Origin of the sequence: Methylobacterium sp., from assembly GCF_028290105.1 — a bacterium.
Classification (GTDB): domain Bacteria; phylum Pseudomonadota; class Alphaproteobacteria; order Rhizobiales; family Beijerinckiaceae; genus Methylobacterium.
On sequence record NZ_JAQGKL010000014.1, the window covers coordinates 1 to 12,698 of the forward strand.

General features: G+C 69.3%; 14 protein-coding genes. 3 read left to right on the forward strand and 11 right to left on the reverse strand.

From position 1 onward, the window contains the following. Positions 1-35: 35 nt before the first annotated feature. The 3 genes from JWQ05_RS00850 to tesB form a co-directional block, all read right to left on the reverse strand. Positions 36-1,541, reverse strand: coding sequence for an ammonium transporter (locus JWQ05_RS00850; RefSeq protein WP_299652990.1), 1,506 nt, complete (start codon positions 1,539-1,541; stop codon positions 36-38). Between the two features lie 90 nt (positions 1,542-1,631). Beyond that, positions 1,632-1,970 carry a P-II family nitrogen regulator gene (locus tag JWQ05_RS00855; protein ID WP_299652993.1) on the reverse strand — a complete coding sequence of 113 codons (339 nt, stop codon included), beginning with the start codon at positions 1,968-1,970 and terminating at the stop codon, positions 1,632-1,634. A gap of 345 nt (positions 1,971-2,315) precedes the next feature. Continuing rightward, entirely contained in the window at positions 2,316-3,194 is an 879-nt protein-coding gene (tesB, locus tag JWQ05_RS00860) for an acyl-CoA thioesterase II (RefSeq protein ID WP_299652996.1), read from the reverse strand. 231 nt (positions 3,195-3,425) lie between these two features. Between tesB and JWQ05_RS00865 the strand changes: the two genes are divergently transcribed. Continuing rightward, a complete protein-coding gene (locus JWQ05_RS00865) occupies positions 3,426-4,727 on the forward strand; it encodes an FAD-dependent monooxygenase (protein ID WP_299652999.1) in 1,302 nt (433 codons plus the stop codon). A 105-nt stretch (positions 4,728-4,832) separates the two neighbouring features. Here the strand turns inward: JWQ05_RS00865 and ppa are convergent, their stop codons facing one another. The 3 genes from ppa to JWQ05_RS00880 all read right to left on the reverse strand — a co-directional run bounded on the left by ppa (position 4,833) and on the right by JWQ05_RS00880 (position 6,447). Beyond that, positions 4,833-5,381 carry an inorganic diphosphatase gene (ppa, locus tag JWQ05_RS00870; protein WP_299653002.1) on the reverse strand — a complete coding sequence of 183 codons (549 nt, stop codon included), beginning with the start codon at positions 5,379-5,381 and terminating at the stop codon, positions 4,833-4,835. 125 nt (positions 5,382-5,506) lie between these two features. Then, positions 5,507-5,857, reverse strand: coding sequence for a hypothetical protein (locus JWQ05_RS00875; RefSeq protein ID WP_299653005.1), 351 nt, complete (start codon positions 5,855-5,857; stop codon positions 5,507-5,509). An 83-nt stretch (positions 5,858-5,940) separates the two neighbouring features. Beyond that, the gene (locus JWQ05_RS00880; protein WP_299653008.1) at positions 5,941-6,447 is read right to left on the reverse strand and encodes a GNAT family N-acetyltransferase; all 507 of its coding nucleotides are present in this window, start codon (positions 6,445-6,447) and stop codon (positions 5,941-5,943) included. A gap of 210 nt (positions 6,448-6,657) precedes the next feature. Here JWQ05_RS00880 and JWQ05_RS00885 point away from each other — a divergent pair, with 210 nt between their 5' ends. Continuing rightward, positions 6,658-7,383: a tyrosine-protein phosphatase gene (locus JWQ05_RS00885; RefSeq protein WP_299653011.1), complete on the forward strand. Its 726-nt coding sequence runs from the start codon at positions 6,658-6,660 to the stop codon at positions 7,381-7,383. Between the two features lie 92 nt (positions 7,384-7,475). Here the strand turns inward: JWQ05_RS00885 and JWQ05_RS00890 are convergent, their stop codons facing one another. The 5 genes from JWQ05_RS00890 to JWQ05_RS00910 all read right to left on the reverse strand — a co-directional run bounded on the left by JWQ05_RS00890 (position 7,476) and on the right by JWQ05_RS00910 (position 11,394). Next, entirely contained in the window at positions 7,476-7,634 is a 159-nt protein-coding gene (locus JWQ05_RS00890) for a hypothetical protein (RefSeq protein ID WP_299653014.1), read from the reverse strand. A 243-nt stretch (positions 7,635-7,877) separates the two neighbouring features. Continuing rightward, on the reverse strand, positions 7,878-8,078 hold the full coding sequence (locus JWQ05_RS00895) for a hypothetical protein (protein WP_299653017.1): 201 nt from the start codon (positions 8,076-8,078) through the stop codon (positions 7,878-7,880). 144 nt (positions 8,079-8,222) lie between these two features. Then, positions 8,223-9,509 carry an oxalate/formate MFS antiporter gene (oxlT, locus tag JWQ05_RS00900; RefSeq protein ID WP_299653020.1) on the reverse strand — a complete coding sequence of 429 codons (1,287 nt, stop codon included), beginning with the start codon at positions 9,507-9,509 and terminating at the stop codon, positions 8,223-8,225. A gap of 260 nt (positions 9,510-9,769) precedes the next feature. Further along, the gene (locus JWQ05_RS00905; protein WP_299653023.1) at positions 9,770-10,627 is read right to left on the reverse strand and encodes a prephenate dehydratase; all 858 of its coding nucleotides are present in this window, start codon (positions 10,625-10,627) and stop codon (positions 9,770-9,772) included. Between the two features lie 23 nt (positions 10,628-10,650). After that, positions 10,651-11,394 (reverse strand): 3-deoxy-manno-octulosonate cytidylyltransferase, encoded by a 744-nt coding sequence (locus JWQ05_RS00910; RefSeq protein ID WP_299653026.1) that lies wholly within the window; start codon positions 11,392-11,394, stop codon positions 10,651-10,653. 310 nt (positions 11,395-11,704) lie between these two features. Between JWQ05_RS00910 and JWQ05_RS00915 the strand changes: the two genes are divergently transcribed. Continuing rightward, positions 11,705-12,583, forward strand: coding sequence for a cytochrome c family protein (locus JWQ05_RS00915; RefSeq protein ID WP_299653029.1), 879 nt, complete (start codon positions 11,705-11,707; stop codon positions 12,581-12,583). Positions 12,584-12,698: the final 115 nt, after the last annotated feature.

Here is a 12,698-nt window from a genome sequence, read left to right on the forward strand (position 1 = left end):
GCCTTTCTCAGGAGACGCTGGAAGCGTCGCGGGTCCTAGTAGTTGTAGGCGCGCTCGCCGTGGTCGGCGATGTCGAGGCCTTCGCGCTCCTCGTCCTGGGTGACGCGCAGGCCGATGGTGAGATCGACGAGCTTGTACAGGATGGCGGAACCGACGCCGGACCACAGGATGGTGAAGCCGACGGCCTTGACCTGGCTCATCAGCGCGGCCGCCGTCTCGTAGGTGCCGACCGCGAGTTCACCGGGCTTGGACGAATAGTCCGGCAGGCCGACGCCGCCGAAATCCGGGTTCACGAGGATACCCGTCGCGATGGCGCCGATGATGCCGCCGATGCAGTGCACGCCGAACACGTCGAGGGAGTCGTCGTAGCCCAGGGCGTTCTTCACCGTGGAGCACATGACGAAGCAGACCGCGCCGGCGACGAGGCCGAGGACGATGGAGCCCATCGGACCGGCGAAACCAGCCGCCGGGGTGACGGCGACGAGGCCCGCGATGGCGCCCGACAGCATGCCGAGCAGCGACGGCTTGCCCTTCAGCAACCACTCCACGAACAGCCAGGAGAGGGCGGCGGCGGCGGTGGCCACGAAGGTGTTGAGCATCGCCATGGCGGCGGTGCCGTTGGACTCGAGGTTCGAGCCGGCGTTGAAGCCGAACCAGCCGACCCAGAGCAGCGAGGCGCCGATGGCGGTCATGGTCAGGGAGTGCGGGGCGAGCAGGTCACGGCCGTAGCCGATGCGCTTGCCGAGCATCAGGCAGCCGACGAAGCCCGCGATGCCCGCGTTGATGTGCACCACGGTGCCACCGGCGAAATCGAGGGCGCCCCACTTGAAGAGCATGCCGGCATCGGCGTTGACCGCGTCGAGGGCCGCCTGCGCGGTCGCCTTCGAGGCATCGTCGGTGGCGGCGGCAAGCGCCTTGGCGGCGTTGCCGACGGCATCCGGGCCACCCCAGTACCAGACCATGTGGGCCATCGGGAAGTAGATCAGCGTGGTCCAGAGGATCATGAACACGACCAGCGCCGAGAACTTCATCCGCTCGGCGAAGGCGCCGACGATGAGGGCCGGGGTGATCATCGCGAACGTCATCTGGAAGCAGATGTAGACGTATTCGGGGATCACCACGCCGTTCGAGAAGGTGGCGACGGTGGAGTTCGGGTCGACGCCCCTCAGGAAGGCCTTCGAGAAGCCGCCCACGAAGTCGTTGAGGCCGCCGCCGTTGGTGAAGGCGAGGCTGTAGCCGAAGATCACGAACAGGAGGCAGGAGATGCAGCCGATGGCGAAGACCTGCGTCAGCACCGAGAGCATGTTCTTGGTGCGCACGAGGCCGCCGTAGAACAGGGCGAGGCCGGGCACGACCATCAGCAGCACCAGGGCGCTGGAGACGAGCATCCAGGCGGTGTCGCCCTTGTTCGGGACGGGCGCGGCGCTCGCAGCGGCCGGGGCGGCCTCCGCCGTCGGCGTCTGCGCGAGGGATGGCTCGATGAACAGGAGGGCCAGCGCGGCGCCTCCCAGCCCGAGCGCCAGGGCATTGCGAAGCTTCATGGAAACGAGACTCCCGATCGCGGTGCGATGCTGATGTGGAAGGGTGATGAAAAGGATGCCGGACGAAGGACCGTCCGGGCGGACGTCGCCTCAGAGGGCGTCGGCGTCGGTCTCGCCGGTGCGGATGCGAACGGCCTTCTCCAGGGGAACGACGAAGATCTTGCCGTCGCCGATCTGGCCCGTGCGGGCGGCGGCCGCGATCGCGTCGATGACGCTGCCGGTCAGGTCGGAGGCGACCGCGACCTCGATCTTCAGCTTGGGCAGGAAGCTCACGGCGTATTCGGCGCCGCGATAGATCTCGGTGTGGCCCTTCTGGCGGCCATAGCCCTTGACCTCTGTGACGGTGAGGCCGTGAACGCCGATGCCGGTGAGCGCGTCGCGGACCTCCTCCAGCTTGAACGGCTTGATGATGGCCATCACGATTTTCATGGGCGACGCCCCCTTGCTGCGAGTGAACTTGACTGGAACTGAAGTCGGCTGCGCGTGAACGAGCCCGCGTGAAGACCACCGTCCGGCGCGCGCCGCATCGCGACACGACCGGAAAGGCCGGTGCGCCCGAGCCGTTCAAGGCCCGGGCGCTCGACCCCCATATTCAAGGACTATGCCAGGAGGAACTTTTTCGCGGATCGCCGATCTGCTTAAGAAGTGGCCGTAGGCTGGCGCGAGACGCGGCGAATTTCCCGCCAAGTTTGCCCGCGAATTGAACAATATGCGCAATAAAAATGCAAAAAAGAGCTTAGCCGCGACGGATTTTTCGGGGCGACCCGTCGTGGGTCAGGCCTCTGCGCGCCGGGGGCGGATCATGCCTTCCTGGGCCACGGAGGCCACCAGGGCTCCGTCGCGTGTGAAGATCTGCCCGCGCGCGAAACCGCGCGCGCCCTCGGCGCTGGGGCTGTCCTGGGCGTAGAGCAGCCACTCGTCCGCCCGGAACGGCCGGTGGAACCAGAGGGCGTGATCGAGGCTCGCCGACTGGATCTCGGCGTCGAACACGGTCTGCCCATGCGGGATCAGGGTGGCGTCGAGGAGGGTCATGTCCGAGGCGTAGGCGAGGACGGCGCGGTGGATCGCGGGATCGTCGGGCAGGCGGTCGACGGCGCGCATCCAGACATGGAAGCGCGGTTCGCGGGGGGCGCGGCGCAGGTAGCGCTCGATCTCGACGGGGCGCAGTTCGATGGGCCTGCGCCTGCCGAAATAGGACAGGATCGGTGCCGGGATGGCGAGCCCGTGCCGCGCGGCCTCTGCCGTGGCGGCGGGCGCCTCGGGCACGTCCTCGGGGGGCGGTACGTCCGGCATCGCGGCCTGATGCGAAGCGCCCTCTTCCGCGTCGTGGTACGAGACCGACATCGTGAAGATCGGCCGTTCGTGCTGGTGGGCCACCACCCGCCGGGTACTGAAGCTGCGGCCGTCGCGAATGCGCTCGACAACGTAGTCGATGGGCGCCTTGGGGTCGCCGCCGAGCAGGAAGTAGGCGTGCAGCGAGTGCGGCGGCCGGCTTTCCGGCACGGTGCGGGAGGCCGCCACCAGCGCCTGCGCCACCACCTGCCCCCCGAAGACCCGGAACCAGCCGGTCTGCAGGCTCAACCCCCGGAAGCGGTCCGCCTCCAGCGGCTCTAGGTCGAGGATGTCGAGGAGTTCGCTGACGATGCCTGCCATGCGGCCTTCCTGATCGAGCGCTTGATGCCGGGACAGCTTTGGCCGACGGACCCGGCGCGGGAAAAGTCCTTCACATGTGAACCATCTCGAAGGCAAGGCTGTCGCGCGCGTTCTAGGAAAGCCGGCGCTCGGTCGTGACGGCGGGACCGGGACGACGCTCCGACGCGTTGCTCCACGGCTCCGGGAGTGGCACTCCGGCGGCAGGGGCGAGACGGAATGGGTGCTGGGGCGATGAGCGAAGCAGTGAGGCAGACGCGCCAACGCAGCGTGGTCGTGGCGGGAGCCGGCATTCCGGGCCTGACCCTCGCCCTCGCCCTCGCCCAGACGAATGGCCCCGCGCTCCGCGTGACCCTGTGCGATCCAGGCCTCGGCGCCGGGGCGGCCCGGCATGCCGGACGCGCCTACGCGGTGGCGGCCGGGGGCCGGCGGATGTTCGAGCGCCTCGCGGTCTGGGACGCGGTGCGCCATGCCGCGCAGCCCATTCGCGACATGGTGGTGAGCGACAGCCGCCTCGCCGACCCGGTCCGGCCGGTCTTCCTCACTTTCGAGCATGATTCCCCCGCGCACGTCTCCCCCTCACAGGATTTCCCGGCGGCGGAGGCCGAAGACGGCGCGCCGTTCGCCCACATGGTGGAGGCCGAACCGCTGGTCGCGGCCCTGCTGGCGGCGGCGCACGCCGCCGGCGTGGTGTTCGAACCCCACGGGATCGTCGAGGCGACCCCGGACGGGCGCAGCACCCGGATTGGTCTGAGCGACGGGCGGATCATCGAGGCGGCCCTGCTGGTCGCGGCCGACGGCGCGCGCTCGCGCCTGCGCGAGGCGGCCAAGATCGGCTGGGTCGGCTGGTCCTACCCGCAGATGGGGCTGGTGGCCACGATCGGGCACGAGCGCGATCACGAGGGCCGCGCCTACGAGCATTTCCTGCCGAGCGGCCCCTTCGCCATCCTGCCCCTGGTGCCGGGCGGCGCCCTCGGGCACCGCTCCTCCATCGTCTGGACCGAGCGAGCGGCCGATGTTCCGGCCCTCACGGGCGGCGGCCCGGAGGAGACGCTGGCGGAGATCGAACGGCGCTTCGGCCTCAACCTCGGGCGGCTTTCCCTCGAGCGGGGGCCTTCCGCGCATCCCCTCGCCTTCGGGCTCGCCCGCAGCTTTCGCGGTGAGCGCCTGGCGCTGCTCGGCGACGCGGCGCACGTCATCCACCCCATCGCCGGCCAGGGCCTGAACCTCGGGCTGGCGGGGGCGGCCGCCCTCGCCGAGGCGGTGACGGACGCCCTGCGCCTCGGCCTCGATCCCGGCAGCCGCGACGTGCTGCTGCGCTACGAGCGGGCGCGCCGCTTCGACACCCTGGCGATGGGCGCGATGACGGACGGGCTCAACCGGCTGTTCTCGAACGACCTGTTGCCGGTGCGCCTCGTGCGCGACCTCGGCCTCGGCCTCGTGGACCGGCTGCCCGCGCTCAAGCGCCTGTTCATCGGCGAGGCGGCGGCCTCGCGCGGATCGCTGCCGCGCCTGCTGCGGGGCGAGGCCCTCTAGAACAGCGAAACGGCGACCCAGCCGACTCGGGAGGATCGCCGTGACGGACGCGAAGAAGCAGCGTCCGCGTGGGGCGCCGACTTTGGGGCGCCGACTTGGTGACGCCTACTTGCCCTTGCTCGCCTTGCTGGCCTTCTCGCGCTCGATGCCCTCGAGGATGAGGCGGTGGGCTTCCGCCTTGTCGCCCCAGCGCTTGATCTTCACCCACTTGCCGGGTTCCAGATCCTTGTAGTGCTCGAAGAAGTGCTGGATCTGGTGGATCGTGATGTCGGGCAGGTCGGTGTAGTCCTCGATGCGGTCGTAGCGCATGGTGAGGTGGCGCGACGGCACCGCGATGATCTTCTCGTCCTCGCCCGAATTGTCCTCCATCACGAGGACGCCGATCGGGCGGGCGCTGATGATGGCGCCGGGCGCAATGGCGCGGGTGTTGGCCACCAGCACGTCGCAGGGATCGCCGTCACCCGAGAGGGTGTGCGGGATGAAGCCGTAATTGCCCGGATAGTGCATCGCCGTATAGAGGAAGCGGTCCACCACGAGGGCGCCGGCTTCCTTGTCCATCTCGTATTTGATCGGGTCGCCACCGATCGGCACCTCGATGATGACGTTGACGTCGTCCGGCGGGTTCTTGCCGATCGAGACCGCATCGATGATCATTGCATAAGCTCCCGGAGGTACGGGCGTTGAAGCCCCGCTGCCGGGTCTCTTAAGGCCCTTCGGCCGTGAAGGAAATCGCGGCGTACCGCCGGGCGGCGACGTTTGCGCGAAAATGTCGGGGCCCGTCAGGGTTGCTCCGGGCGGCCGAAACGCCGGCGCCACGCGGCGGCCATCCGCGCCCAGGTCCGCTCGATCCAGCGCGCCGCGTGCTCCAGGGGCACCTTCAGGGCCGGCACGTCCTGGCTGAGCAGGGCGAGGCCGAGGGGCAGCATCCAGAGGCCGAGCACGGGCAGGATCGAGAAGATCCCCCCGAGGATGAACAGGATCGCGGCGACGAGGCGGATCCAGAACCGGGACGGCTCGCGCAGCCACTCGACTGCGCGGTGCAGCCGCTCGGGCAGTTTTTCGCTCAAATGCGCGACGCGCCGGTCCCAATCCTGCGGCGTGACGCGCGATTCCTGCGGGCTGACGTCCATCCGGCTTGCCTCCTGCGACGGGGGCTCGGGCTGGTCCGAACCGCTCCGCGCAAGATGGTGTACCGTCGGCGGTTCCGCGAGGTTCAGCCGAAGCGGAAGCCGACCTTCGGCAGCACCGCCCCCGCCAGACGGTCCACGGAGCGGGCGGCCTCGATCCCGCCGAGGCCGGCATAGAAGGTCCGGGCGCGGGTGTTCTCCTCCAGCGCCCAGACGCCCGCGATGACGAGGCCGTGGTCGGAGAGGTCGTTGCGCACGGCCCGGAACAGGCGCCGGCCGAGGCCGAGGCCCTGGTGGTCCGGCCGGATGTAGAGCTCGTCGATTTCGCCGGAGGCCTGGAGCAGGCGGCCGCGGGCCGGCCCGTAGACCGCGTAGCCCACCACCGCCTCGGCGGTCTCGACCACCACCAGCGGCCGGACGCGCTGGGTGGCGCCGAGCCACCATTGCGGGCTGCGTTGCGAGATCATGCGCTCAAGGGCGACGCCCGGGATGACACCGCGATAGGCCTCGCGCCAGGTTTCATCGAACAGGTCGGCCAGGGGATCCGCGTCGGCGGGACGGGCGCGGCGTATGCTGATGGTGCTCGTACGCATGACGGATCCCCGCACTGGAAGAAACGAATGACGGCTCGCATCGGTGTCGACCACCGCATCGGAGTTCACGATCCGGGCGAAGACAAGGCGGTGTGGCAACGCAAGGTCGGTGCCGCGCGCTTTTCACGACGGTCCGCCAGGTTTGCGGCGGCGGCGGCCCGCTGGTAGAGCCGTCAACCGTTCCCAGCATCCCCCGGTTTCGACGCTCCCGTGTTCAAGCGCTTCCTCACCACCGAGATCCGCGACGCGCGCCGCATGGCGCGGATCGCCCGCTTCGAGCGGCCGATCGCCGGGCCGGTCTCGCGGGCCAAGGCCTGGGCCAACATGCTGCTGGTGGATCACGGGGTCTTTCGCCTCGCCTACCTGAACCGCCACCGGATCGGGCAGGGCAAGCTCTGGCGCTCGGCCCAGCCGACGCCGCACCAGCTCGCCTGGTTCAAGCGCCAGGGCGTGCGCACGGTGATCTCGCTGCGCGGCGGGCGCGAGCACGGCTCGTGGCCGCTCCAGCGGGAAGCCTGCGAACGGCAGGGTCTGACGCTGGTCGAGTTCGTCCTGCGCTCGCGGGAGGCGCCCTCGCGGGAGACCATCCTGGCGGCCAAGGACTTCTTCGCGGGCGTCGAATACCCGGCGATGATGCATTGCAAGTCGGGGGCGGACCGTGCCGGGCTCGCCGCCGCGCTCTACCTGATCCTGCACGAGAACCTGCCGGTGGCCGAGGCCATGCGCCAGCTCTCGGCGCGCTACGGCCACTTCCGCTTCGCCAAGACGGGTATCCTCGACGCGTTCTTCGCGCTCTACCGGCGCGAGGGCGAGGCGAAGGGGCTGGATTTCCTGACCTGGGTCGAGACGGAATACGACCCGGAGGCCCTGAAGCGCAGCTTTCGCGCCGGCTTCTGGTCCGACCTCGTCGTCGACCGGATCATCAAGCGCGAATAGCCTCCCGTGGCGATCGAGAGACAAAAAAGCCCGCCGCGGCGGAGCCGGGCGGGCGTTCGTCGAGAGGCGCGAAAGCCCCTGGTACGGCCGGTTCAGGCGGCGAGACGGATCGCGGAGGGCGCGTTCTCGTTGCCGGCGGTGAAGCGGCCGGAATTCGAGACGGGACCGCTCTTCGGCGTCAGGGCGTTGGCGGCGATGAAGACCAGCGAGACGTTGAGGGCAGCGGCGGCGGCAACGAAGAGAGCGATCATCGAAAAGGTGTCCCGGAAGGGGTTGCGTTGAACCCCATATGGCACCGCACCATTCCGTCTGGTATACCAAATTCCACACAGGGGTCATGCGTGGCGCTCAGACCTCGCGGGCTTCCACTCGGAAAGCTCGCAAGATAAGTCGCTGACCGGTTGGCTCGGGCCCTTCCACCGGGCGTCGGGAGCATGGCTCGAAATGGGCCATCTCTCGACTTGGTGCAGCGCCCAGGTCAGGCAGCGCTAAGGTCAGTTCGTCGTCAGCGCCTCGGTGATCGCCGCGAAATCCGCCGGCGCGAGGGAGGCGTCGCCCACCAGCGTGATCAGCGTGAGGATGAGGCCGAGGGCACTGAGATAGGCCACCGCGAAGAGGTCCCAATTCTTGCTGCGGGCGAAGACCAGCCCCGCGAAGGGGACGCTCTGCAGGGCCAGGGTTGTGGCGATCGTCATGGGACACCTCGAACCAAACCGGGCACGCGGTACGTGCGCGGAACCATACCCAATTCTGGCGCTCGCCGCCTCTCCGGCCGGCACTTTTCGTGCCGTGCGCCCCGAGGGATGGCGGCGGGCATCTCCCGCCGCCATCCGCGCCCGTCAGGCGAGTTGGACCGGACGCACCGCCACCGATGCGGCGCCCTCGTCCTCGGTGAGGAAGCGGGTGCGCAGGGGCTTGAGGACGAACAGGGCCAGGATCGCCGCCACGACGTTGAGGCCGATGATAATCGCGAACACCGCCGACCAGCCGTAGGTCGCCGAGATGATGCTCGCGATGGGGACCAGGAACGAGGCGGTGCCCTTCGCGGTGTAGAGCAGGCCCGCGTTGGTGGTGGCGAACTTCGAGCCGAAGGTGTCGCCGCAGGTCGCCGGGAACAGCGAGTAGATCTCGCCGAAGACGCCGAAATAGATCGCCGTCGAGAACACGAAGACCAGCGGATGCGTCCCGTAGGTGAGCAGCAGGATGATGGCCGCCGCCGCGATCGAGAAGGCGATGAACATGGTGTTCTCGCGGCCCAGATTGTCCGAGACGTAGCCGAAGAAGGGGCGCCCGAAGCCGTCGAAGATCCGGTCGAGGGAGATCGCGAAGGTCAGGGCCGCCATCTGGAGGCCGAAGAGGCTGACGGGCACGTCCGCGACCTTGAAGTCGTGGGCGATCGGGGCGATCTGCGCCGCCGCCATCAGGCCGCCGGAGGCCACCATCACGAAGATCGCGTACATCAGCCAGAAGACCGGGGTCCGCACCACCTCGCGCGGTGTGCGGTCGATCTTGGTCTGCGGCAGGCGCAGGGTCTTGCGCTGGACCGGGACCGCCAGGGACGGCTTGCGCAGGAAGAACGAGAGCAGGACCACGATGGCGCCCTGGCCGAGGCCGAAGAACAGGAAGGCGTCCTGGTAGCCGCTGCTGGCGATCATCTTGGCGATCGGGACCACGGTGACGGCGGCACCCGCCCCGAACCCGGCCGCCGTGGCGCCGGCAGCGAGGCCGCGCCGATGCGGGAACCACTTGAGCGCGTTGCCCACGCAGGTGCCGTAGACCGATCCGGCCCCGATTCCGCCGATGACGGCTGCCGCGTAGAGGAGCGTCAGCGAATCCGCCCGCGAGTTGATGAACCAGGCGAGCGCGATCATCACGCCGCCGAAGCAGACCACGATCCGCGGGCCGTAGCGGTCCACGAACCAGGCTTCCACCGGGACCAGCCAGGTCTCCGTGGCGACGAACACCGTAAAGGCGAACTGGATGGCTGCCCGGCCCCAGTGAAACTTGGCGTCGATGGGGTCGACGAAGAGCGTCCATCCGTATTGCAGGTTGGCGATCATCGCCATGCAGAGCACGCCGAAGGCGAGTTGCCACCATTTGGCGGACGGTGAGTCCAGACGTTCCATCCCGAATTCCTTTGCGATCGGATTTTCGACACCGACCGGGACACCATGCACCAAAATTCTTTGTATGCAATATACCAGGGAATGAAATGTGCGCTGAGACGTAATGACTAGGTGCCACGACGCCGACCAGCCGCGATCGTGCACAATCCTGCGACTCGTCGGGACGAGAGGATCGTCGGACAGCGGGGTCGTGGCGACGTTCGCATTCGGGCAGGACGCGTGGGACCGGCCCCTCGCCCGCCCCGTCTGGCCGTCGGACGCTACTCGGCCGCGATGCGGCTCGCCTCGCGGTAGGGATGCGCAGGATAGGTGCCTATGACCCGCACCTCCCGCGAAAAGTAGGCGAGTTCGGCGAGCGCCCGCGCCAGGCCCGGATCTTCCGGATGGCCGTCGACCTCGGCGTAGAATTGCGTGGCCGAGAACTGGCCCTCGACCATGTAGCTCTCGAGCTTCGACATGTTGACGCCGTTGGTGGCAAAGCCCCCGAGCGCCTTGTAGAGGGCGGCCGGAATGTTGCGGACCCGGAAGACGAAGCTCGTGACGATGGGGCCGGACTCCGGTGCCACCGCCTCCGGCTCGGGCGAGAACACCACGAAGCGGGTGGTGTTGTGGCTCTCGTCCTCGACTTCGCGGGCCAGGATGTCGAGGCCGTAGACTTCCGCCGCCAGGGCCGGCGCCAGGGCGGCCCGGCTGGGATCGCCCGCCTCGGCGACTTCGCGCGCCGCGCCGGCCGTATCGCCGGCGACCACGGCCCGGAGGCCGAGTCTCCGGATGATCTTGCGGCATTGCCCGAGGGCGTGGACGTGGGTGTGCACGCTCTTCAGGGCCTCGATGGGCGTGCCCGGAAGGACCATGAGCTGGAAGTGGATCGGCAGGAAGTGCTCGGCCACGATGTGCAGGCCCGAGGTCGGAATGAGGTGGTGGATGTCGGCGACCCGCCCGGCGATCGAGTTCTCGATCGGGATCATCGCCCGCGCGGCGCGCCCCTCTTTCACCGCCGCGAAGGCGTCCTCGAAGGTCGGGCAGGGCAGCGGCGTCCAGTCCGGGTAGGCCTGGGCGCAGATGATATGGGAATTCGCGCCGGGCTCGCCTTGGTAGGAAATGGTACGCTGGTGCATGGCGGGCGGATCTTTCCGGGGATTCAGTTCAGGCGGCGGGCGGCCAGGATGGCGCGGGCCCGCTCCAGGTCGGCGGGGGTGTCGACGCCGAGCGGCAGGTCGTCGACCACGATGGCGTCGATGCGCATGCCGGCTTCCAGCGCGCGCAGCTGTTCCAGCTTCTCGCGGATCTCCAGTTCCCCCGGCGGCAGGGCCATGAAGCGCGCCAGCGCCTTGCGGCGATACGCGTAGAGGCCGATGTGGTGGTAGAGCGGGCCCTCCCCCCAGGGCGCCTCGGCGCGGGTGAAGTAGAGCGCCCTCAGGCGCCGGGTGCCGACCGTGTGGCCGACGAGCTTGACCACGTTCGGGTCGCGCCGCTCGGCCTCGTGGCTGATCACCGCGCACAGGGTGGCGATATCGACGGACCGGTCGGCGAGCGGCAGGATGGCGGCCCCGATGATGCCCGGATCGATGGTCGGCAGGTCGCCCTGGAGGTTGACGACGACGTCGTGATTGCCCTGCGGGTCGATGATCTCGAGGGCCTCCGCCAGGCGGTCGGAGCCGGACGGGTGATCGACCCGCGTCAGCACCGCGAGGCCGCCCACCGCCTCGATGGCCTCGACGATGGCGGGCGTGTCGGTGGCCACCACCACGGGCCCGATGCCGGATTCCACGGCGCGGCGCCAGACATGGACGATCATCGGCTCGCCGGCGAGATCCGCCATCGGCTTGTTCGGCAGGCGGGTCGCCGCCATGCGCGCGGGGATCAGGACGAGGGGATCGGACATGGCTCTGGGTTCCGTTCCAACCGAGGGCCGGTGCTTACCAGCGGCGCCGCGCCTTGTCATGCGGCGGCCCGGGCCGTCCCCCCGGAACCCGATCGGCCCGCGAGCGTCTGAAAGAGGGAGGGCAAAAAGTGAGGGACGGAGGCGACACCCGGCACTCTGCGACTACGCGGACGTCCACTCCGCCATTGTCAAGGTCGGGCTCCAACCGCTAAGCACCCTCGACCGTTTCCAAAGTTCGGCGTGCCCCCAGGCGTCGGACTTCGCCCTGAACCCTTCCCCCCTCAGGCCGGCCGCACCGGAGTTGTCGAGAATGGACTCTTTCGAGCTGAACAAGGTTGCGGGCGCCGCGCTCGGCGCGCTGCTGTTCGCCGTGGGGTCGGGCTTCGTCGCCGAGCTGATCTATCACCCGAAGCCGGCCGGGACCGCCGGCTACGCCCTGCCCGAGCCGCAGGCGAAGGCCGCCGGCGGCGCCGCGCCCGAGGCGAAGGCCGAGCCGCTGCCGATCCGCCTGGCGAGCGCCACCGTCGACAAGGGCCAGGCGGCGGCCAAGAAATGCGCCTCCTGCCACAGCTTCGAGAAGGGCGGCCCAAACAAGGTCGGCCCGCATCTCTGGGGCGTCGTCGACCGCCAGCGCGCGCACGAGCCCGGCTTCGAGTATTCGGCCGCGCTCAAGGAGAAGGGCGGCACCTGGACCTATGACGAGCTCGACCACTTCCTGACGAACCCGAAGGGCTACGTGCCCGGCACCAAGATGGCGTTCGCGGGCATCACCTCGCCCACCGAGCGCGCCGACGTGATCACCTACCTGCGCAGCCTCGCCGACACCCCGGCTCCGCTCCCCGCCGTCGAGAAGAAGGCCGAGGGCGAGAAGCCCGCCACGGCCCAGCCGGCGGCCGCCAAACCGGCTGATGCCAAGCCCGCCGACGCCAAACCGAACCCGGAATCGAAGCCCGCCGCCGAGGTTCGCCGCGACGAGGCCCCGAAGGCCGGGGCCGCGGCCAAGCCCGCTGAGGACCAGAAGCCCGAGGCCAACGTCCCGGGCACGGCGGCAAAGCCGACCGTCGCGGGGGAAGACGCCAACAAGCCGGCGGCCGTGAAGCCCGCCGACGACACCCCGGTGGAAGCCGCACCGGCCGCGCCTGCGGCGCCGGCCACCACGGTCCCGGCGGAGAAGCCGGCGCAGCCCTGAGATCCGGGCAGGCCATGACGACGAGGCCGGGCATCGCCCGGCCTTTTTCGTTGAGGATGATGCCTCCGGCACATGACCGGCTTTTGCTGCGCGCTAAGGTGCAGCAAGCCGGCGC